The organism is Burkholderia sp. BE12 (assembly GCF_002959955.1).
In the GTDB taxonomy this organism is placed as follows: domain Bacteria; phylum Pseudomonadota; class Gammaproteobacteria; order Burkholderiales; family Burkholderiaceae; genus Burkholderia.
Genome location: NZ_PREY01000016.1, coordinates 58,291 through 79,015, shown reverse-complemented (window position 1 = coordinate 79,015; position 20,725 = coordinate 58,291). Strand labels below are relative to the sequence as shown.

22 protein-coding genes and 2 pseudogenes are annotated in these 20,725 nt (G+C 68.4%); 16 read left to right on the top strand and 8 right to left on the bottom strand.

What is annotated here, in order from left to right:
• Positions 1-4: 4 nt before the first annotated feature.
• Both C4B30_RS19390 and C4B30_RS19385 read right to left on the bottom strand, forming a co-directional pair.
• Positions 5-652 carry a response regulator gene (locus C4B30_RS19390; protein WP_027783003.1) on the bottom strand — a complete coding sequence of 216 codons (648 nt, stop codon included), beginning with the start codon at positions 650-652 and terminating at the stop codon, positions 5-7.
• Positions 649-2,751 (bottom strand): PAS domain S-box protein, encoded by a 2,103-nt coding sequence (locus C4B30_RS19385; protein WP_105132823.1) that lies wholly within the window; start codon positions 2,749-2,751, stop codon positions 649-651. The genes C4B30_RS19390 and C4B30_RS19385 overlap by 4 nt, the downstream gene beginning before the upstream one ends.
• Before the next feature lie 320 nt (positions 2,752-3,071).
• Here C4B30_RS19385 and C4B30_RS19380 point away from each other — a divergent pair, with 320 nt between their 5' ends.
• The 3 genes from C4B30_RS19380 (at position 3,072) to C4B30_RS19370 (ending at position 5,594) form a co-directional block, all read left to right on the top strand.
• Positions 3,072-3,542, top strand: a complete 471-nt coding sequence (locus C4B30_RS19380; protein ID WP_027783005.1) for a universal stress protein — start codon at positions 3,072-3,074, stop codon at positions 3,540-3,542.
• 334 nt (positions 3,543-3,876) lie between these two features.
• Positions 3,877-4,383, top strand: coding sequence for a cupin domain-containing protein (locus C4B30_RS19375; protein WP_027783006.1), 507 nt, complete (start codon positions 3,877-3,879; stop codon positions 4,381-4,383).
• A 185-nt stretch (positions 4,384-4,568) separates the two neighbouring features.
• Positions 4,569-5,594: a DedA family protein/thiosulfate sulfurtransferase GlpE gene (locus C4B30_RS19370; RefSeq protein ID WP_027783007.1), complete on the top strand. Its 1,026-nt coding sequence runs from the start codon at positions 4,569-4,571 to the stop codon at positions 5,592-5,594.
• Positions 5,595-5,979: 385 nt separating this feature from the next.
• On the opposite strand, the gene C4B30_RS19365 is transcribed toward C4B30_RS19370, so the two are convergent.
• Positions 5,980-6,126 carry a DUF3096 domain-containing protein gene (locus tag C4B30_RS19365; protein WP_080681255.1) on the bottom strand — a complete coding sequence of 49 codons (147 nt, stop codon included), beginning with the start codon at positions 6,124-6,126 and terminating at the stop codon, positions 5,980-5,982.
• 233 nt (positions 6,127-6,359) lie between these two features.
• Between C4B30_RS19365 and C4B30_RS19360 the strand changes: the two genes are divergently transcribed.
• The 3 genes and pseudogenes from C4B30_RS19360 to C4B30_RS19350 all read left to right on the top strand — a co-directional run bounded on the left by C4B30_RS19360 (position 6,360) and on the right by C4B30_RS19350 (position 8,031).
• Positions 6,360-6,536, top strand: a complete 177-nt coding sequence (locus C4B30_RS19360; RefSeq protein ID WP_105132822.1) for a CsbD family protein — start codon at positions 6,360-6,362, stop codon at positions 6,534-6,536.
• A 40-nt stretch (positions 6,537-6,576) separates the two neighbouring features.
• Positions 6,577-6,879, top strand: a pseudogene (locus C4B30_RS19355) (amino acid permease); the annotation flags it as partial.
• A 216-nt stretch (positions 6,880-7,095) separates the two neighbouring features.
• On the top strand, positions 7,096-8,031 hold the full coding sequence (locus C4B30_RS19350) for a universal stress protein (RefSeq protein ID WP_105132821.1): 936 nt from the start codon (positions 7,096-7,098) through the stop codon (positions 8,029-8,031).
• A 448-nt stretch (positions 8,032-8,479) separates the two neighbouring features.
• Here the strand turns inward: C4B30_RS19350 and C4B30_RS19345 are convergent, their stop codons facing one another.
• Positions 8,480-8,914, bottom strand: a complete 435-nt coding sequence (locus C4B30_RS19345; protein WP_105132820.1) for a hypothetical protein — start codon at positions 8,912-8,914, stop codon at positions 8,480-8,482.
• Between the two features lie 530 nt (positions 8,915-9,444).
• Between C4B30_RS19345 and C4B30_RS19340 the strand changes: the two genes are divergently transcribed.
• Both C4B30_RS19340 and C4B30_RS19335 read left to right on the top strand, forming a co-directional pair.
• Positions 9,445-9,699, top strand: coding sequence for a DUF3562 domain-containing protein (locus C4B30_RS19340; RefSeq protein ID WP_027783013.1), 255 nt, complete (start codon positions 9,445-9,447; stop codon positions 9,697-9,699).
• A 200-nt stretch (positions 9,700-9,899) separates the two neighbouring features.
• Positions 9,900-11,699: a methyl-accepting chemotaxis protein gene (locus C4B30_RS19335; RefSeq protein WP_105132819.1), complete on the top strand. Its 1,800-nt coding sequence runs from the start codon at positions 9,900-9,902 to the stop codon at positions 11,697-11,699.
• Between the two features lie 28 nt (positions 11,700-11,727).
• Here the strand turns inward: C4B30_RS19335 and C4B30_RS19330 are convergent, their stop codons facing one another.
• Entirely contained in the window at positions 11,728-12,705 is a 978-nt protein-coding gene (locus tag C4B30_RS19330; RefSeq protein ID WP_027783015.1) for a sigma-54 interaction domain-containing protein, read from the bottom strand.
• Positions 12,706-13,151: 446 nt separating this feature from the next.
• On the opposite strand from C4B30_RS19330, the gene C4B30_RS19325 reads away from it, so the two are divergent.
• From C4B30_RS19325 to C4B30_RS19310, 4 genes and pseudogenes are all read left to right on the top strand, one after another.
• Positions 13,152-15,131, top strand: a complete 1,980-nt coding sequence (locus C4B30_RS19325) for a hybrid sensor histidine kinase/response regulator (RefSeq protein WP_105132818.1) — start codon at positions 13,152-13,154, stop codon at positions 15,129-15,131.
• 63 nt (positions 15,132-15,194) lie between these two features.
• A pseudogene (locus tag C4B30_RS36195) lies at positions 15,195-15,599 on the top strand (BON domain-containing protein); the annotation flags it as partial.
• Positions 15,600-15,678: 79 nt separating this feature from the next.
• The gene (locus C4B30_RS19315) at positions 15,679-16,224 is read left to right on the top strand and encodes a hypothetical protein (protein WP_027783018.1); all 546 of its coding nucleotides are present in this window, start codon (positions 15,679-15,681) and stop codon (positions 16,222-16,224) included.
• A 33-nt stretch (positions 16,225-16,257) separates the two neighbouring features.
• Positions 16,258-16,884 (top strand): DUF4142 domain-containing protein, encoded by a 627-nt coding sequence (locus C4B30_RS19310; RefSeq protein ID WP_027783019.1) that lies wholly within the window; start codon positions 16,258-16,260, stop codon positions 16,882-16,884.
• Between the two features lie 22 nt (positions 16,885-16,906).
• Here C4B30_RS19310 and C4B30_RS19305 read toward each other — a convergent pair whose 3' ends face one another.
• The 3 genes from C4B30_RS19305 to C4B30_RS19295 form a co-directional block, all read right to left on the bottom strand.
• Entirely contained in the window at positions 16,907-17,410 is a 504-nt protein-coding gene (locus tag C4B30_RS19305) for a PRC-barrel domain-containing protein (RefSeq protein ID WP_105132817.1), read from the bottom strand.
• Positions 17,411-17,510: 100 nt separating this feature from the next.
• Positions 17,511-17,942 (bottom strand): CBS domain-containing protein, encoded by a 432-nt coding sequence (locus C4B30_RS19300; RefSeq protein ID WP_027783021.1) that lies wholly within the window; start codon positions 17,940-17,942, stop codon positions 17,511-17,513.
• A 339-nt stretch (positions 17,943-18,281) separates the two neighbouring features.
• Positions 18,282-18,530: a hypothetical protein gene (locus tag C4B30_RS19295; protein ID WP_105132816.1), complete on the bottom strand. Its 249-nt coding sequence runs from the start codon at positions 18,528-18,530 to the stop codon at positions 18,282-18,284.
• Between the two features lie 137 nt (positions 18,531-18,667).
• Here C4B30_RS19295 and C4B30_RS19290 point away from each other — a divergent pair, with 137 nt between their 5' ends.
• From C4B30_RS19290 to C4B30_RS19275, 4 genes are all read left to right on the top strand, one after another.
• On the top strand, positions 18,668-18,967 hold the full coding sequence (locus tag C4B30_RS19290) for a hypothetical protein (RefSeq protein ID WP_105132815.1): 300 nt from the start codon (positions 18,668-18,670) through the stop codon (positions 18,965-18,967).
• A gap of 95 nt (positions 18,968-19,062) precedes the next feature.
• Entirely contained in the window at positions 19,063-19,260 is a 198-nt protein-coding gene (locus C4B30_RS19285; protein ID WP_105132814.1) for a hypothetical protein, read from the top strand.
• Between the two features lie 15 nt (positions 19,261-19,275).
• Positions 19,276-19,587: a hypothetical protein gene (locus C4B30_RS19280; protein ID WP_006479035.1), complete on the top strand. Its 312-nt coding sequence runs from the start codon at positions 19,276-19,278 to the stop codon at positions 19,585-19,587.
• 203 nt (positions 19,588-19,790) lie between these two features.
• Positions 19,791-20,669, top strand: a complete 879-nt coding sequence (locus tag C4B30_RS19275; RefSeq protein ID WP_105132813.1) for a MipA/OmpV family protein — start codon at positions 19,791-19,793, stop codon at positions 20,667-20,669.
• Positions 20,670-20,725 lie beyond the last annotated feature (56 nt).

Sequence of the window (20,725 nt, the reverse complement as noted above, 5' to 3'; positions counted from 1 at the left end):
TCCGTTACACGTCGTCCGTTTCGTCGAGCAGCTTGTGCCGCATCGCGTAACGCACGAGCGCCGCTTCATGCGGCATCTGCATCTTTTCCAGGATCCGGGTCTTGTAGGTACTGACCGTCTTCGCGCTCACGCACAGCGCATTCGCGATCTCGGTCAGCGTCTGGCCGGCGGCGATCCGTCGGAACACGTCGAATTCGCGGTCGGACAGCCGCTGGTGCGGCAGCGTTTCGGCCGGCTCGTTCAGGCTCTGCGCGAACTGCTCGGCCATCGAGAGGCTCACGTAGACGCCGCCCGACGCCACTTTCGTGACCGCGCCGACCAGCTCCGCGCTCGCGCTTTCCTTCGTCAGATAGCCGGATGCGCCCGCGCGGAACGCACGTACCGCGTATTGCTGCTCCGCGTGCATCGTCAGCACCAGCACGCGCAGCGCGGGTTTCTCGTCCTTGATCTGCTTGATCAGCTCGACGCCGTTGCGGCCCGGCATCGACAGATCGAGCACGAGTACCTGCGCGGGCGTCGCACGCACCAGCGCGATCGTCGACGGGCCGTCGCAGGCTTCGCCGGCCACCTCGAATCCGGTGGCGTTCTGGAGGATGTGCCGCAGACCGTCGCGTACGAGCGTATGGTCGTCGGCAATGAGCACCTTGATCATGTGATGAGCGTGTCCTGTTGAACGGTGGCGAGCGGAAACGCGACGGTAATCGAAAAGCCGCGCGCGAGTGCGGTATCGATCGTCACGGTGCCGCCCAGCATGTGTGCGCGTTCGCGAATGCCGATCAGGCCGAACGACTTGTCCTCGTGGGCCGGACCGCCGGGCGCCGCGCCGCGGCCGTTGTCCGCGACGCGCAGCACGCAAGAGCCTTCCTCGATGTCGAGCCGCAACGCCACGCGCGTCGCATCCGCATGGCGCGCGACGTTCGTCAGCGCCTCCTGGACGATGCGGAACAGCGTGGTCGCGCCCGCGCTGGTGAACGTGAGGCCGCCCGTTTCGATGTGGCGCTCGACATCGATCCCGTAGCGGTTCGTGAAATCGTTCGCGAGCCATTCGATCGCGGGCACCAGGCCGAGATCGTCGAGCATCACCGGCCGCAGGTCGGCCGCGATGCGCCGCACCGACGCGACCGTCGCGTCGATCAGCCGCCGCATGCCTTGTAGATGCGACTGCACGCCTTCGTCGGGTGGCGCGAGGCCGGGCATGCGCAGTTGCTGCTCGACCACCGACAGGTCCATCTTCAACGCGGTGAGCTGTTGCCCGAGGTCGTCGTGCAGCTCGCGCGCGATGCGGGTTTTTTCCTCTTCGCGCACGTTCTGCAGGTTCGCGGACAATTCGCGCAATTCCTCGCGCGATTGCTTCAGCGCGTTCTCGGCCCGCTGCCGCTCGGTGATGTCGCGCAGCATCACCGTATAAAGCTTGCCCGACGCGTCGCGGATCTGCGAGATCGACGCCTCGATCGGGAATTCCTCGCCGTTGGCCCGCAGCCCGAACAGCACGCGCTGGCGGCCCATCTGCCGCTCCGACACGCCCGTCACGCCGAACTGGTCGACGTGCTTCCCGTGCGCGGCGCGGAACCGCTCGGGAATGAAGCGCGACAGCGGCGCGCCGATCGCCTCCATCGCGGACACGCCGAACACCTGCTCGGCCATCGGATTGAAGATCACGACCGTCTGCTTCTCGTCGATCGTGATGATCGCTTCCATCGACGAGCGGATGATGCCCATCATCCGCGCCTCGTTGAGGATGCCGCGGCTGCTCGCGCCGGCATCGGCGCGCCCGCGCAGCAATGCATGGACGAGCGCCGCGAACGCGAACGACGCGATCAGCCCCGCTGCGAGCACGATGCCGGCCGCACGCTGCGCGCCGGTCGCGCTCGGCCGGCCGTCCGCGGAATAGGCGAGCGTCAGCGCGGTGCCGCCGAAATTCAGCACATCGGTGCGCCGCATCAGGTCGGGCGACGCCGACGCTTCGTCGGTCGTCGTCTCGATGCTGACGATCGCGCGCGAATCGCCGCCGGCGGTCATCCACAAGTCGATCCCGCGTTCCGCGTCGAGCGCGCGCTCGACCAGGCGCCGCGGGCTCAGCGCCGCGAACAGCATCCCGTCGGCGCCGGCTTCGCGCGTGCCGGACGGCTTGATGGCGGCGCCCGGGGAGGTCGTCACGGGCAGGAACAGCGTCAGGGTACGGGCGTCGCGGGAGGTGTCGTCGTCGGCAGGGTGGACGCCGAGCGCGATATCGCCGGTCCGCAGTGCGCGCGCGAGCGGCGCCGCATCGGACGCGCCGAAGCGCACCACCGGTGAGCTCGAGGCGGGGGCGCTGAGCGTCGCTGCCGCGAGCGGATCGGCCGGCAGCGGCTTCGTGCCGGCCAGCGCGCCGCGCGCCGCGGGCGTCAGCGGCGCATAGCCGATCTGCCGGACCGGCGAGCGGCCGCTGTCGAGATCGAGCGTCTCCGCATACCGGCGCCATTGGGCAGGCGTCATGTCGAGGACGAGGCCGAACGCGCCGCGCGCGCTTTCGAGCACGGCGCCGCTGGCCTGCAGCTCGTGGCGCAGCATCGCGGTCACGTGCGTCGTGCGGCGTTCGAAACGCGTATGAACGGCGCCTTGCCACTGCTCGCGCACCAGCAGCGCGACGCCGAGCGACAGCACCGCGCCCGCGCACAGCGCAACGACGCCGGCCGCGAACGGCTGGCGTAACATGGTCTGGAGGTGCGTGGGCCCTCGGGCGTCACGCGTCGGGGTTCCACTGGCGGTCATTCGATGGCCATTCTGTTATTCGGGCTACCCGGGGCACTCGGGCAGCGCGGCAAAAACCAGGAAAACTCGCACCGGCTGCGTGCAACGACTATTTTCAAGATGAAATTGTGCGCGTTTTACACATTTTTTGTAATGGGGTCGGTTGAAATTGCGGCAAACAGGGGAAGAAGATGGACGCGCCGGCCGCGCTTGACGCGCGTCAACGCGCGCGTCGGCCCGTGGGGCAGACTGTTCGGCAGGCAAGCCGGCATCGGGCCGGCTTGCGGTAACGGGTCGTGGTGGCGCAGTGCGCGACGCCCGCCCGGTCGGAGGGACGGACCATGTACAAGCGGATTTTCGTCGGGCTCGACGGCGGCCCGAGCGCGCGTCTCGCGCTGAACGAGGCGATCCGGATCGCGACGGCATCCGGCGGTGAAGTGACCTGTGCGTACGTCGTCGAGCATCGTCCGCAGCTCGTCGACGTCGATGCCGGCTTCGCGGCCGAGCGCGACGGCGATGTTGCCGCGACCGATGCCGCGACGCCGGTGCTCGACGCTGCGAAAGCGGTGCTCGCGCAGCAGCATGTGCGGGGCACGGTGCGCGCGCTCGATGCGTACGGCGAGGACATCGCGACGGTGCTGATGCGCACGGCGGCCGAAGCCGACGCCGATCTGATCGTGATGGGCACGAGCGGGCGGCACGGCCTGCGCAGGCTGCTGCTCGGCAGCGTGGCGGAATCGCTGCTGCGCGCGGCGGACCGGCCCGTGCTGCTGGTGAGGCACGACGAGGCGGGGGCGTCGGCGGCCGCGTAATCGACGCGGTACGGCGCGCCGATACCGCACGAGCGCTCGCAGTCGGCAGGCTGCCGCGCGGCATTCCGGATGTCTTGCGTGCGCGGGCATGCTGCGTCGTCGCGTCGCCCAACACCGCGCGGCGGGCGCCGCCGATACGCTCGCCGGTGCGTGAATGCGCGTCGACGGTTGCATCCCGGCACGCAGTTCTGGCAGCATCGGCCGGTGTCCGCTCGTTCGCCGCGCGCATGGCCGCGGTGACCGACGCAGGGACATCCGGCGGCGCCCGATCGCGTGAATCGAGATCGGGCAGTTCGCCGGATGCCGGTTTCCTACCTTACCGACGTCATCTGCCATGCCGATTTCCGCGACCGACCTGATTCGCCAGTTCGACCTGCAGCCGCATCCCGAAGGCGGCTATTTCCGTGAAACCTACCGCGCGACCGATTCGGTCGTGCGTCCGGCCGACGGCGCGCCCCGTGCCGCGTCGACCGCGATCTACTACCTGCTGTGCGACGGTGCGTATTCGTCGTGGCACCGCATCCGTTCCGACGAGGTCTGGCATTTCTACGCGGGCGATCCGATCGAAGTGTGGGTGCTCGATGCGCGCGACGGACTGACGATCCACCGGCTCGGCAACCCGCTCACGCATCCCGGCACCGTGTTCCAGACGGTCGTGCCGGCCGGAAGCTGGTTCGGTGCGCGCTGCGCGTCGCCGGAGCACGTCGCGCTCGTCGGCTGCACGGTCGCGCCCGGATTCGAGTTCGCGGAATTCGAGCTGGCGGATGCGGCCGCGCTGGCGGCCGAGTTTCCCGACTACGCGGAACACGTCGCGCAACTCGCGCAGCGCTCCGACGTGTGACGGTCACGGTCGCGTCACGCCGGCCGGAAAGCCCGTGCCGATGGCCGGTGTTCAGCGCGATCGCGGCCAAACCCGTTTAGAATGCCCGTGATGCACCGATCGGTCGCGGACGTTCCGCGGCGGCCGTTGCACCGCCGTACCGACGGCCTCGTCGCGCGGCCCGCATGTCTTCCAGGAGCGCCGCCGTGTGGCACTTTCCCATTGCAATTCCATCGTCGCTCGGCCCGTGGGCCGTGTTCGCGAGCGTGTTGATCACGCAGCTCGGCGTGCCGGTGCCGGCCGTGCCGATGCTGATTCTCGGCGGCACGATGGCGGCGATGGGGCAGGCGTCCTGGGTCAGCATGTTCGCGGCGGCGATCGGCGCGACGATGCTGGCCGATTCGCTGTGGTTCTTCATGGGCCGCACGCGCGGCCGGCGCCTGCTGAACGGCCTCGTGCGCTTCTCGCTGTCGCTCGACACGACGCTGCGCTTCGCGCGTAACGTATTCGAAAGATACGGCGCGCCGCTGCTCGTGCTGTCGAAGTTCCTGCCGGGCCTCGGCCTCGTATCGGCGCCGCTGCTCGGCACGACCGCGATCGGCATCGGTGTGTTCCTGTTCTGGGATCTGGCCGGCGCGTCGCTGTGGGCGGCGTTCTGGCTGATCGGCGGCGCGGCCATTCACGACCAGATCGTCCAGTTCGTGCTGTGGGTGCGCGCGAGCGGCGGTACGATTCTCGACGCGTTCCTCGCGATCTTCATCACGTTCCTGTTGTACCGCTGGGTGCGCCGCGTGCAGTTCCGCCGCTATCTCGCGCAGGTGCGCATCTCGCCGCCGCAGCTCGTCGAGATGATGACGTCCGACGAACCGCCCCTGATCTTCGACGCGCGGCCCAAAGCGATTCGCGAACGCGAGCCGTACCGGATCGCCGGCGCGGTGCCGGTCGATCTCGATTCGCCGGACCTGCTCGACCCGGAAGTGCTGAAGCGGCCGATCGTCGTCTATTGCGTGTGCCCGAACGAGGCGACCGCGAAGCGGCTGATCGCGAAGATGCAGCGCAAGAAGATGATCCACAACATCCGGGCGCTGAAGGGCGGGCTCGATGCGTGGGAAAAGCACGGTTATCCGGTCGAGCCGCTGCCGGCGGATCTCGATGCGTCGCGTTATTTCGTGCGGCCCGAGCAGGGTGGGCTAGAAGGCGAATATACGGTGCGGGCGACGTTGTCGAAGTGACTACACCACGAAATCACTAAGTCACTACGCCTGAAGCTGGTGAAAGCGCACTCGCTTCGACTGCGTCTACGCGATGTTCGCGGGCTGGAGAGATAGGGCGGCCTTCCTCATGGCAGCAGCTGAGCTCGTGGTCGAGAAGTTCGCCGAACTCGAGCGTCGGCGTGTCGAGGACAATCTCGTTTGACTCGCGGTCGCATCCGGGCTGGCCACCGACGACCCAATCCTGATGTTCTTGCTTGCCTGCATGAGCAGACACATAGCGACCTGATACGACACGCCCCCAGTCACGCCACGTGCCGGAGACCAAAACTACATCTCGCCGATCGTTGTCGGGCAAGGATGCGAAATCCTCGGGAATTCGCGAGCTTGCAGGCAGCGAATCAGCTCAATGGACGTGTCCGCCGAACAACCCGAGCAGTCCGATGACGATCAGATAGATAGCAACGATGTAATTCAGCAGGCGGGGTACTGCGAGGATGAGAATGCCGGCGATCAGCGAAACCAGCGGGCCGGCGCTAGTGAGAATGTGCATGCTCCCTCCGCAAGATTGACAATGAGTGGACACCTGCCCGTGCCTCGGCACCCGTTACAGCGACCTGAGCCTGACAAGCTTCAAGCGTTCGGCCACGCTGGCCGTCGGTCCGCTGTCCTCGAGCGCGAATGCTTCAACCGGCGCAAGCGCCGTGCCTGCACCATCGCGATTCGGCGCAGCGTGTCGGACAGCATCCCCAGTTCGGGCGTCCGTCAATTTGAAGGAGGAATGTCATGAACAAAGATCAGGTAAAAGGCCGCATCAAGGAAACAAAGGGCAAGCTGAAGGAAGTGGTCGGCAAGATCATGGGAAACCGAACGAGCAGATTGAAGGGCAAGACCGAACAGGTCGTCGGCAAGGCACAAGCGTCATTCGGCGATGTGAAGGAGCGATTCAAGAAGCGGCCGTAGAGCCTGACGCAGACATCGAACTGGCCACCGACTCGGGCAACTCACTTCGGTGTCGACGTTCGGCGCAATCTGGACGTGGCGCGTGATCCCGATCGCGCAGATGCGTTTTCGCCGCACGCTGTCGGCCGACAAGATCGCGCGCCTGCCGATCCGCGTGCCGTTCTATCCGCTCGGTTCGTTCGTTGCACTCGGCTTTCTCGTGCTGGTCGTCGTGCTGATGGCGTTCACGCCCGATACGCGCATCGCACTCGTGATCGGGCCGATATGGATCGTGCTGCTCGGCATCGCGTACGCGCTGTTCCATGCGAACCGTCCGGCCGCATCGATGCCGACGAAGTCGTAAGCCGCGCGGGCAGAGTGCCGCGCGATCGTTGATCGCGATCATGCACGCGCGGGCCGAACGGCCTATGCTGAACGAACGCATTGCTTGTCCGCGCTTCGCATGACATCCCGCCGATGCTGCCTGCAGCCACGGCGGCTGACCGGCCACCGCAGCGCCGCTGCCGCGCGAAGCCCCGTCGTCGTTCAGCGACGACGTGCACGCCCGGAGACCTTCGCCATGCAAACTGCCCAGCCCATCCCGACGCTCGCGCGGATCGCGCTGGCCGTCGATGCGACGCCCGAATCGCCGACCGCCGCACGTTACGTGCGCACGCTGCTGCGTCCCGGCATGCGCTTGCGCATCGTGTGCGCAATCGACAATCCGCGCCTCGTGTTGCCCGACATTCCGCGCATCGACGCGCTGCTGACGTCCGCGCGCGAGGACATGATGCGCGAAGCGCAGGCCATCTGCGCGCGGATCGCGGCGCTGTTCGCCGACAGCGGCATCGACGTCGAACAAACGGTCGTCGATACGTCGATCACGGGCGGCTCGGTGGCGGACGCACTGGTGAACGACACGTCGACGTGGCACGCGGACGTGCTGGTGATCGGCGCGAATCCGCATCACGGCTTGTTGCGACTCGTCGAAGGCGCGATGTCGGACACGTTGACGAAACGCGCGCGCTGCGCGCTGCTGATCGTGCCCGGTGCCTATGCACGGCCGTCGGACGGTGCGCTGCAGCGGCTGATGTTCGCGGTCGACGGCAGCGAGCCGTCGCTGCACGCGCTGCGCGTCGGCCTCGGCTTCGCGGCGCCGACGACGTTGCTGTATGCAGCGTACGTGATCGATCGCGCGGTGCGTCTGACCGATGTCGTGCCGGTGCGCGCGCTCGAGGACGCGTACCGCGCGGAGGGCGAGGATGCGCTCGCGAAGATCGGCCCGCTGTTCCACGCGACGGGCAATCCGACCAAGCGCGGCATCGTCGAAACGCGTCCGACCAGCGACGACGTGGCTCATGCGCTGATGCGCGAGGCCGTGCACTGGCGGGCGGAACTGCTGGTGGTCGGCACGCATGGCCGTCGCGGCATCGCCGCCTGGCTGATCGGCAGCGTCGCGCGGCGGGTCGCGCATCTCGCGCAGGTGCCCGTGCTGCTGGTGCGTGGTGCGGAATGAATCCCGCGTTATCGCGGTCGAAGCGGGTTTGGATTGACCTGCATCAGAAACGCTGCGCACGTCGCGTGAGACAGTGAAGGAACGTCGGGCGACGCGGCAGGCCTGTCGTGCATGCGCGATCCCGGCCGCGCCTGCATGCAACAAGCGATCACTGCCGCACTCGCCGCCGTCACATCATTTTAAGGAGCTGCGCCGCGCGTTTGTCCGGCGCGTCATCCGACCGGGAACTCTCTGGCACGAGGGTAGGCAACCGACGGTTGCCTTGGAGGACGGGCGGGGTGCAAGTCACCCCGTCCGCTTTCCGCGTGGCCCCGTCGAATTCACTTCCCCGCAGGAATGATGTCGAATGCGGCTGCGTCGAGCAGCGCATCAACGCGCGCGCAACCATTGCACGGCCGCATGCCGTGCGTTGGTTACGTACACCCGTTACGCCGGTTACGTGCGCCGATCAGAGTGCACGAAGAATCGATCGCAGGTCGTGTCGGCGGCCCGCGCCGCGTCGTACCCGCGAATGCGGACGCACGGCATGGAGCGGCGCGCAGGCACTGTATGTGCGGCTGCGCAAACGATTCGCATGCGGCCAGCCCGGCCGCGCCTTGCGACGCAGCTCCGGCCCGGCCGGTACGTCGGCCGCGTTTCGCGCGTCGAGTGCCGCGGCGAACCGCTGCAAAGCGAGGACCGACCCCACGACGCTCTGATACTTTTCGCGGCCGATCTGCCCGTCGAGCGTGACGAGCAACCCGGCCTCGCGTGCGAGCGCGAGCAAGGTGTCGAGGTCGTCGGACGGACGGTTGTCGGCCGACGCGGCCCGGGCGGGCAGGGCGCGCGCGTTGCCCGACGCGCGCCGCTGGCCGTCCCGGCCCGGTAAGTTGCGATGTGCCATGGTTGGTCTCCTGCGCCGAACCCCGCGTGCCGGCTCGATGGCCGGCTGAGCGATGTTCGGGTATGAACGCCTGGTTCATGTGATCAGTATCGTGTGGCGATGGCGTACTGCCAAGCGGCGCGCGCTGAAGTCGCTGTCAGGAAATTGCGCGACGCGTATCGGAATCCGCTGACACGCGCGGCGGCCGACCGGCCGATCCGACGCGTTCGTCGGACGAATGGCAGGGCGCTTGACGCATGATTTCGGCCGGTCTAAGTTTCCCCACTGCATCGGCATCGCGCGGCCTTCCACCCGTCGCCGTCGCCGGTGCCGCGCCCGGGGTGGCGTGGCAGGATCTCCAGTTTCGTTCGCGGGCCATGTGCACCGCGAACCTTGCGCGGCCGGGTCGGAAACGGATCGGCGCGGCGGCACGCAACGTGCCGTTGATCGCGCGCAAACACGCGTCGGCGCATCGTACGCCGCGCGTCCGTCCAGTCCTAAACTTCCAGTAACGTCATCTTTTTCGTTCCTCGACCGTCAGGAGTCCGTCGATGTCCAAGGACAATATGCTCGATTCACTCAAGGAAGCCGCCGAACAGCGCGCGATCGGCGCGGATCAGTTGCGTGCGATGCTCGACGACGAAGTGCGCGCGCTGTCGTCCGATGCGCGCGTGCACGACTACATCCACGTATTCGCGATCCGGCACCTGCGCGAACGGATGCGCCAGAAGGACGATTTCGATCGCGACACTCAGGACGATGCGGCGCCGGCGGACACCGATCCGCGCCCGGGTCGTCGGCTGTAGCGGGTGGTGGCCGGGCACCGCGCAGGCGCGCGGCACACCGGTCGAACCCGGCCATCCTGACGATTCGCCGACAGTCGCCGGCGCCTTTCGTCATACGTTTCATTGAATTGTCACGACGAGCTCAAGTAAGCGGTGCGATTTGCCGTTTACCCGGTGAATTCTTCCACCGGGCGTTCCCGCTCCCTTACAGAGTCGTTGCCATGTTCTCGTCCATTCGCGCCCGCATTCTCGCTGCGTGCGTCGCCATCGTCGTATTCGCGCTCGTCGCCACGACGCTGATCAACTATTTCATCGCACACTCATACAACGACGACGCGATCGACCGCAATCTGACCTCCGTCGCCAGCGGTCACGTGGTCGGGATCGCCGACTGGGTCGCGACCCGCAGCCGGATGATCGCGTCGCTGCAGGACGCCGCGCTGACGCCCGATCCGCTGCCGGTGTTCAAGCAGATGGCCGCGGCCGGCGGCTTCACGAACGTCTATGCCGGCTACGCCGACAAGGCGTTCCACTTCTCCGACCCGACCGGCATCCCGCCCGACTACGACCCGACCGGCCGCCCGTGGTACAAGCAGGCCGCACAGGCCGGCAAGCCGGTCGTCACGCCTCCGTATGTCGATGCCGGCACGGGCAACCTCGTCGTCACGTTCGCGGTGCCGATCCTGCGCGACGGCGCGCTGAAGGGCGTCGTCGCCGCGGACGTGTCGATGGACAGCGTGATCGCCAACGTCAAGTCGATCCGCCCGACGCCGGCGAGCTTCGGGATGTTGATCGACAGCAACGGCCATGTCGTCGCGCACCCGGACGCGAAGCTCACGCTGAAGCCGGTCGCCGACGTATCGCCCGAACTCGGCTCGCTGGGCGTGGCATCGATCGCGGCGGCGAACACGCCGGTCGAGGTCGCCGTCGGCGGCGACGCGAAGCTGGTGCGCGCGAAACCGGTGCCGGGCACCGACTGGTACGCGCTGGTGCTGCTCGACAAGACCGAAGCGACGGCCGGGATGCGTTCGCTGCTGACCGCGTCGCTGATCACGCTGATCGTGATCGTCGGCGTGGCGTCGCTGATCATCGGCGCGATCACCGCGACCGCGTTTCGCCGCCTGTCGCAGGTGCGCCAGGCGATGGCCGCGATCGGCTCGGGCGCCGGCGACCTGACGCAGCGCCTGCCGGCCGAAGGCCGCGACGAAGTCGCCGACATCGCGCGCTCGTTCAACAGCTTCGTCGACAAGCTGAACGACGTGATGCGCCAGATCCGCGATGCCAGTGAATCGGTTCGCACGGCCGCGAACGAGATCGCGGCGGGCAACCAGGACCTGTCGTCGCGGACCGAATCGGCGGCGGCGAGCCTCGAGGAAACCGCCGCGTCGATGGAAGAGATCACCGCGACCGTCGGCCAGTCGGCGGCAGCCGCCGGCCAGGCCGATGAACGCGCGGCAGCCGCGTCGCGGATCGCGTCGCATGGCGGCGTGGTCGTGTCGGATGTGGTCGCGACGATGGGGAAGATCGAGGAAGCGTCGGGCCGGATCGGCGACATCATCGGCGTGATCGACGGGATCGCGTTCCAGACCAACATCCTCGCGCTGAACGCGGCCGTCGAAGCGGCCCGCGCGGGCGAACAGGGCCGCGGCTTCGCGGTCGTCGCGCAGGAGGTGCGCAGCCTCGCGCAACGCAGCGCGCAGGCCGCGCGCGAAGTGAAGGTACTGGTCGAGTCGACGGTCGCGAGCGTGTCGGCCGGGTCCGGGCAGGTGCGCCAGGCCGGCGACACGATGCGCGAGATCGTGTCCAACGTGTCGAACGTGACGACCATCATCTCCGAGATCACGCACGCGGCGAACGAGCAGACGCGCGGCATCCAGGAAGTGAACCGCGCGGTCACGCAGCTCGACGAAATGGTGCAGCAGAATGCGGCGCTCGTCGAACAGTCGACCGCGGCGGCCACCGCGCTGCAGTCGCAGGCGAACGCGCTGGCGACGACGGTCGGTCAGTTCAAGGTCGCCTGACGCAGCCGCGGCTGGCGGGCCGCGCCGTTCATGAACCGCCCTGGTCGCGTATCAGCGCGAGCCGGTTGTAGAGCGTCTTCAGGCTGATGCCGAGGGCCTTGGCCGCGCGCGGCTTGTTGCCGTCGAAGTGACGCAGCGTCGCCACGATGAAGCGCTGCTGCGCATGGTGCAGCGTCGCGCCGAGCGGCAGCGCCATCGCGCCGTCCGACGTGCTGTCGACCGGCGGCATCGGCTGCTTCGGCAACGCGACGTCGATGCCTTCGTCCGACAGGATGTACGCGCGCTCGATGGTGTTATGCAGCTCGCGCACGTTGCCGGGCCACGAATACGCACGCAACGCGGCGATCGCCGCGTCGGTCAGCCGCTTGTGCGAGCGATGCCGCGCGTTCAGCGTGTCGACGAATTCCTGCGCGATCGTCTCGACGTCGCCGTCGCGCTGGCGCAGCGGCGGCACGTAGATCGCGAACGCGGCGAGCCGGTAGAACAGATCCTCGCGCAACCGGCCGTCGCGCACGGCGTCGGCCGGATTGTGGCGGGTGGCCGACACGAACCGCACGTCGAGCGGAATCGATTCGGTGCCGCCCACGCGCACGATCGTGTTCGACTCGATCGCCCGCAGCAGCTTCACCTGTAGCGCCGCGGGCATTTCCGCGATCTCGTCGAGCAGCAGCGTGCCGCCGCGCGCGGCTTCGAAGAAACCTTCGCGCTGCGTGGTCGCCCCGGTAAAGCTCCCTTTCTCGTGCCCGAACAATTGCGCCTCGGCAAGCTCGGCCGGAATCGCGCCGCAGTTCACGGGCACGAACGGGCCATCATGCCGCGCGCTCAGATCGTGCAGCCGGCGTGCGACGATATCCTTGCCGACCCCGCTTTCGCCGGCAATCATCACGCTCGCGCGGGTCGGCGCGATTTTCTCGATACGGCCGAGCAGCGTACGCATCGCGGCGGACCTGCCGGATAGCCGGCGACCGTCTGCGCGATGCTTCGTCCGGTTTGCAGATTCACCCATAGGCGTTCACGGGCCGTTTTGAAAAACGGCATCGCGCGCTCCGTTGATTGCAATATTTATCATCGACAGCGAAACGACCACGAAGGTGCCGCTATATAGAAAATTCCAATGTGTGCGGCATGAGCGAGAGGAACAGGCGATGAGCCTTCCGCACGCCCTTGGTGCGCTGCCGCGATCCGGGCACAACCGGCGTTTTTTACAGAAACCTGATGAAAAAAAGCGGCTACCGATCCACTGCGGCGGTGCGTGCGGCGAGGCCGATAGTCATCCGCCCGGCTCGCGGCCGACGCGGACTAAGCCGCGGCCATTCGTGACCGCGCACGCGCTCGCAGCCGGCGCCGGGTACGTTGTTTGCTGATGCCTTCACGCTCGCCCGGCGGGATGCAGGATGCCGCGAAACGGCATCTCCCCGCCCATGACGGGAGCCGGCGCGATGCAAGGATGCAATGAGGACTCTGACCCGTGAGCTGTTTCGGCAGGGTGCATGGGTCGTGCTGGCCGTCGGGCTGGCGTCCGCGCTGCAGGCGTGGGCGATTCAGGCCGTCGGCGAGCACGCGCCGTTTGCGCCGCTGCCTTTTTATGCCGGCGTGGCGGCTGCCGCATGGCTGACGTCGTTCGGCGGCGGCCTCGTCGCGACCGCGGCGAGCGTCGGCGTGATCGCCGCACTGTGGTGGCGTGACGCGCCGCTGGCGACGCTGCTGGCGCAAGCCGGTGCATTCGTCGCGATCGGTTTCGTCGAATGCGTGCTGGTGACGACGGTGAAGCCGCTGCTCGCGAACGATCGTTTGCGCGAGATCGATGACGACGACGGCGACCCGTACCCGCCGCACCGTGAGCCGTCGTCCGTCGCGGGCGGGTCCGACGACGGGCTGCTGCGCCGCGTGGTCGACGCGTCGTCCGATGCGATCGTCGGGACCGACGCCGAGCGCAGGATCACCAGCTGGAATCCGGCCGCGGCAAGAATCTTCGGCCTCGATGCGGCCCAGGCGAAAGGACGCGACGTCGTCACGATGATCGCACCGCGCTGGTTGCGCCGGCATGCGGTGCCCGCGTCGTTCGCGGACCTGCGCGCGCCGGTCGGGCCGCTCGACGTACTGGGCGTGCGCCGCGACGGCGCTCGTTTTCGCGCCACCTTCGTCGCCTCGCCGATCCTCGACGCGCAGGGCAACTGCGCGGGCCTGTCGCTGACACTGCGCGAAGCGGGCGAACGCCGCCGCAACGAACGCTACCACCTTCGCTCGCTGCGCGGTGCGCGCGACGCGCGCGTGCAGGCCGACGCATCGAACCGGTTGAAGGACGAGCTGCTCGCGACGGTGTCGCATGAACTGCGCACGCCGCTGAACGTGATCTACGGCTGGGTCGAGGTACTGCGCAACGCCGACGGGCAGGGCTTCGCGCAGCAGGCCGTCGACGCGATCGATCGCAGCGCGCGGTCGCTGTCGCACATGGTCGCCGACCTGCTCGACGCATCGTCGCTCGCGACCGGCCGGCTGCGCCTCGAACGCGTGCCGGTCGATCTCGTGCGGATCGTGCGCGACGCCACGCGCGAACTCGACGCGACGGCGCAGGCGAACGGGCTCGTGCTGTCGACGGCGTATGCGATGCCGGCCTGCGTGATCCCGGCGGACGGCGAGCGCCTGCGCCAGGTCCTGTCGAACCTGCTGTCGAATGCGATCAAGTTCACGCCGCCGGGCGGGCGGGTCAACGTGTCGCTGACCCGCGCGGGCGAGCGCGTGCGGCTGTCCGTCTCCGACACCGGGCAAGGGATCGCGCCGGAATACCTGCCGCACCTGTTCGACACGTTCAGCCGGCCGGAAGGCGCGTTCACGTCCCCGAAGCGCGGCCTCGGGCTCGGCCTGTCGATCGTGCGCAACATCGCGCAACTGCACGGCGGCGAAGTCGTCGCGACGAGCGCGGGCGCCGGGCGCGGAACGACCATCACGGTGACGCTGCCGGCCGGCTGGGACGACGATCCGGTGGCGCAGCCGTCGAGCGCGAAGGACAAGCCCGCTACGGCCGCGCTCGACGGCCAGCGCGTACTGGTGGTCGACGACGACGCGACGTCGCGGACCAGCCTCGCGGCGGCGCTCGAGACGATGGGCGCGCGGGTATCGACCGCGCGGTCGGGGCACGATGCGCTCGACGCGGTGGAGCGGCAGCAGCCGAGCGTCGTGCTGTCGGATCTCGCGATGCCGGACGGCGACGGCTACTGGCTGCTCGACCGAATCCGGCATTTGCCGAACGGCGGCGGACATCTGCCGGTCGTCGCGGTGACCGCGCATGCCGGCAAGACCGACCGGCACCGCGTGATGGCCGCAGGGTTCGATGCGTATCTGTGCAAGCCGGTCGACATGCCGACGCTCGCGAGCGTGATCGTCGACGTCGTACCGAACGACGTGGGCGACGGAAAACCGCGCGAGCGGTAGCGGCGCACGTACGGCGCGGCAGTCCGGCCGCCTGGCCGCGTACGGGAAAGGAGACACGATGGAGCAACGGAAAGCACGCGGCGCGACGGTACCGGCGGCAAGCGGGCACGCACCAGACGCAGGACGCCGGTCGTGCCGATCGCGAGCATACTGATGCTGTCGTGTGCATGGATCGCGACACCCGCTACGCATCGGCCGAGGAGGGCACGCGTGCGAAGCTGGCGAGCCAGGCGTCGGCCGTCGGGGGCCCAGATCTGCGATGCGACGCTCGCGTGCCGAGTCAGGGCCGCGCTCGTCGCCGAACGCGGGCTGGCCTCCGGCGACATCGACGTGCAGGTTCGCGATCGCGTGGTCGAACTGACGGGCAACGTGCCCGACGAGCGACAACGCGCGACCGCGATCCGCATCGCGCACGACGTCAGCGGCGTGAGCGGCGTGCGCGACAAGCTGCAGATCCGCCGGAAGTAACGTGATGCGCGGGCCAGCGCCGGGCCGATCGGGCGTCGCGCGCCCGCGGCCCTGCGTGTCACCGGGCAGGAGGTTCGACATGGACACCATCATCGCGGGCCGTTTCTCGCGGCTCGAGCAGGCGGAACGCTGCGCCGAGCAATTGCGCGGCCACGCCATCCACCGGGACGACGTGAAAGTCTTCTTTCTCAATCCGCCCGGACAGCACGCACTGTTCTGGCTCGGCGGCGACGTCTATGCGGACTCCGCCGCGCGGCCGGGCGGCCTCGGCGCGCTGGAAGGCGTGGCCATCGGCGCGATCGTCGGGCTCGCCGGGGCCGCGCTGCTCTACCTGGGCGGTCTTCATTCCCCGCTCGCGTGGATCGGCGTGCCGCTCGTCGGCGGCTACGTCGGCGCGTTGTGCGGCGCGCTCGGCCGGATGCGCGGCGATGCGCCGGAGGGGCATGGCGCGCTGAAGCAATGCGAAAACGGCGTCGTGCTCGCCGCGCATGTGACGCGGCGCACGATCACGTTCGCGGAGCGGACGATGCTCGCCGCCGGCGCGCTGTCGGTGGAGCGCACCGAGGGCGCATGGCACAACGGCGCATGGACCGATTTCTTCACGTCGGCCCATCGTCCCGCGTGACGGCCCGCTCCGTCGCCCGACACGGAGGCCCCGATGACGAAAACGAACTGGATGAAGCAATGTGGGCGCCGAACGGTGGCAATCGTACTGACCGCCACCGCCGGCGCGCTGGCGTTCGCGCTCTCGCACGCGCAGGCGCCGCCCGCTTCGTCCGCGCAGGTCGCGCCGGGCGTCGTGCGCCCCGGCCCGACCGCCGACGAGGCCGGCATGACGCAACGGCCGATCGGTATCGATGCCGAATTCGTCGACAAGGCCGGCATGATCGGCAAGGTGGAGCGGCAGGCCGGCCAGCTCGCGCTCGACCGCTCGTCGAACGCGGACGTGAAGGCCTTCGCTCGCCGGATGGTCGACGATCACGCGCATATCGCGGAAGAATTGCGGCACATCGGTGCGCAAAAGGGCGTGCCGGTCCAGACGCGGATGCTCGTCGATCCGGCGGTGACGGCATTGCGTTCGAAGGACGGGCGCGCGTTCGATACGGCGTATGTGGCGCTGGCGGGGCCGCGCGCGCACGAAGCGGCGGTCCGGCTTTACGAAACGGAGGCGAAAGAAGGCCGCGACCCGCAGCTTCGCGCATTCGCCGCTCGCACGCTGCCGACGTTGAATGCGCACCTGAGCGCCGCGCGGCAACTCGCGAAGACGGTGGCCGCCGCGCAGTGACCCGCCTTTCGGCCGGCAGGCTTCAGTGTTGTCGCGTGCCGTCTTCGGGGCCGCCCGGCGACGCCTCGTATGGCGGCGAATCGAGCGCCGTCTCGCCTTCCTCGATCAGCCAGTACGGCGAACGGCCGTAGTACGCGTGCAGGGCTTCAGCCCATTCCGGGTCCGCCATCGCCGGCCACCGACCCTTGTCGAAGCCGGGCGCCTCGCGCACCCGCGCGGTGTCGACGGGCAGCACGAAGCATTCGCGCCCGGCATCGAGGACGAGCGCGTTCCACGGCACCGCGAGCAGCTTGTCGCCGATTCCGAGCAGGCCGCCCGACGACACGACCGCGTACGCCACGCGTCCGGCGCGCACGTCGAGCATGATGTGGGTGATCTTGCCGATGTCGTCGCCGTCCATCGTCAGCACGCGATCGCCTTCGAACGTGCGGGCGGCCATCACGTCGGGGCCCGGGCCGCCGACGGCCGTACGCGGATTCGTGCCGACGATGCGCGCGGCGTCGCGCGACGGTTTGTCCGTTGTCATCGAAAACCTCCTGATCGAAGCGGCAACCCGGTCCGCACGCGAATGCATGGCGCCGGTATTGCGCCGGGGGAAGCAGGCCGCGAAGGGATGAGCCCGCCGGTCAGCGGCGGCGCGGCAGCGATACGTCCTCGAGTGTATTGGCCAGTTCGTCGCGCGCCGGGCCGCCGGCACGGGTCGCGATGTCGCCGAGCGACACCATGCCGACCAGCTTCAGGTGGCGGTCGAGCACCGGCAGCCGGTGCAACTGCACGTCGGCCATCCGTTGCTGGACGTCGCCGACGCCGTCGTCCTCGACGCACCATTGCACGGGTCGGGACGCGACCGCCTGCACGGGCGTATCGGGAGAATGGCCGTGCGACAGCGCTCGCACCGCGAGGTCGCGGTCGGTCACGATCGCGACGAGTTCGGTGCCCTCGCAAACGGGCAGCACGCCGATGTCGAAGCGCTGCATCAATTCGGCCGCATGGCGAATCGTGTCGGTCGGCGCGACGCACACTACGTCGCGCGACATGATCTCGTTGACGCGATACATGAACGCCTCCTTCGTGAGCGGAACGATACGGGAGCAGGCCGCGTGCCGCGCACGACGCGCGCACGCCGGGCCTGGGCGGCCGGGCGACGGACAAATTTGCCACCCTGCTTGTACATCTTCCACGGCGGCAGCCGCGGCCGGTCGGTGCGGGACGTCAGTGACCGATACCCGTCATCGTGACGATTGCCAATACCACCGCGCTTTCGATCGCGGCCAGCGCCGCGACGCCGGCCGCGCCGCTGATTTCATGCCATCTGCGTTCGAGGACTTTCATCGGATCGCTCCTGATTTCGCCGGCGCGCCGGTGCACTGCCACGCACCGCGCGCCGGGTGCCGCCGTCAGCCGTGATCGCGGGGCGGGGAAGGGGCGTGCGGCGCGCGACGTTCGCGCTCGCCGGACGGCTTGGCGGGTTCGATACGGCTCGCACCGCCGACGGCGGGCGGGTCGCTGGCCGGGAACGTCTCCTCGAGCCCTTCGTCGATGCGCTCCTCCGTCTTGTCTTCGGACGGCGGACGCGACGTGGCGAGCCGGAGCAGTCCGGCAGCCGGTGACACGGCGTCGCGGCGGCCGGGGGCGTGAACGGTCATGGTCGAACCTCCTTGTCGATGAAGGCGCAAGCGACATACCCGCGGCAGCCGCGGCATGGCGCTTGCAAGCCGGCGAGAACCGGCCGGGCATGCGGGTACGACGCGCGTGCGTCCGGTATGGACGAGAGGACATCGTGATGAATGCAGCCAGGGAAAGAATACGTTACGACGCGAACGTATGCGGCGGCGATTTCGGCCAGGTGCGCGAGCGTTTCGACACGTGGAAGCGCGAATCGCGGGTCTATCGGCCGGAACGGCGCATGTTCGACGGCAAGGACGAGGTACGCGCACTGAACGACACCGTGTACGACGGCCCGGAGCGCGCGCAGCAGGTGCTCGTTGCGCGATGCGAACCGTCCGACCCGTTCGCGCTGGCCGTGCAGCTGAGCGCCGAGGGGCGCAGGATATGGCTCGTCATGGCGGCTTACGACGACTGAACCCGGCGGCCGCGGGGCATGGCGTGATAGCGGGTACGGCGCTTGCGGGCGGTCGCTTCGCCATCGAGATGCGCGCGCCGTCGCGCAGGAGTGACATGAAGACGCCATCCATGCTGCACCGCCCCGAACCGACGACACCCGACGTCGATCCGGATCCGCCGCCGCCCGGGCACGACGACCCGGTCGATCCGCCCGTGCCCGACGGGCTGCCGCAGGGCGATCCGCCGTCGAACCCGCCGCCGATGCGGATGCCGGGCGAGGGCAGTGCGCCGCAACCGGCCGCGCGAAACTAGAAAAGGAGGACCGTCATGGACATTCACGTGCAATCGCCAGACAAGCGCGCGATCGCTCAGGTACTGGGCCGCTATTTCGAATCGCGTTCGCTGCACTATCACATCGAGGAATTACCGGGCGGCGTGCTGCAGATCGGCTTTCGCGCCAGCGGCCGCCCGGTCGCCGTCACCGTTTCGTTCGACGATGCCGCGTACGACACCTATACGCACTGGGACGCGAGCCAGAAACAGCTCGCGCTCGGCCGGCTCGCCGACGGCTTCTCGCGAATGATGTCGACGCGCAGTCCGGCCGCGCTCGCCGGCGATTACCACGTCGAGCGTTTCTGATTCCGCAATCATCCCCCGGCTCGTGCCGGATTCCGGCAAAGTGCCCGTGCACAACGGGCGCTTTGCGTCTGCGCGCGTGTCGCGTAGGATGTCCGTTAATTCAGCGCACACTACGTTCGCGCAGCAGGCTGCGGGCTGTTGCAGCCGATGAAGCGCGACGCGCTTTCCTTCAGGTTCGTTTCGTGCAGCCGACGGAGACCGCCTTGACCACAGTTGCTCGCCTGTTGCTGTCACCCGGCGCCCGCCGGTTCGTATCCGGCCTGTCCGCAGTCGCGGCGCTCGCCGCCGGCGCTCGCGAGGCGTCGGCCCAGACACCTTCGCCGCTCGGCGAATGGCAATACACGGCGGGCATCCCGCTCCAGAAACTCTTCGATCCGAATGTTCCCACCTGGCAGGTGAGCGTCGGCGCCGCGATGACGCTGCAGCCGCGCTACGCGGGCTCCGACCGCTATCGCGTGATGGGCGGGCCGAATTTCGACATCCGCTATCGCGACCTGTTCTTCCTGTCGACGGGCGAGGGTCTCGGCGCGAACGTGCTGCGCGGGCCGAACTGGCGCGTGAGCCTGTCGGTCGGCTATGACCTCGGGCGCCGTTCGGCCGACGATCTCGGCCACTTGAACGGCCTCGACAACATCAACGCGGCGCCCGTGATGAAGCTCGCGGCCGACTATGTGGTCTCGAAGGATTTCCCGCTCGTGCTGCGGGCGGACGTCCGGCGCAGCATCGGCGGGTCGAACGGCTGGACCGGCGATTTTTCCGCGTACATGCCGATGCCGGGCAGCAACGAACACTTCTTCTGGTTCGCGGGGCCGACCGTGTCGTTCGCAGACTCCCGCTACATGAACAGCTGGTTCGGCGTGAACCCGGGCGCATCCGCGCGCTCGGGGCTGCCGGCCTATTCGTCAGGCGCCGGGATCAAATCGGCCGGCCTCGGTGTGACGATGGTGTGGTTCGTAAACAAGCACTGGTTCGTCACGATGGACGGCGCGATCGAGCAGCTCGTCGGCCGCGCGGCGCGCAGCCCGATCACGCAGCAGTCGACCAACGGCGTGTTCGACATGTCGGTGAATTACCAGTTCTGACCGGGGCCGGGCAGCGGAAGGGCGATGCCGCGTGCGGCATTGCCCGTCATATTTGA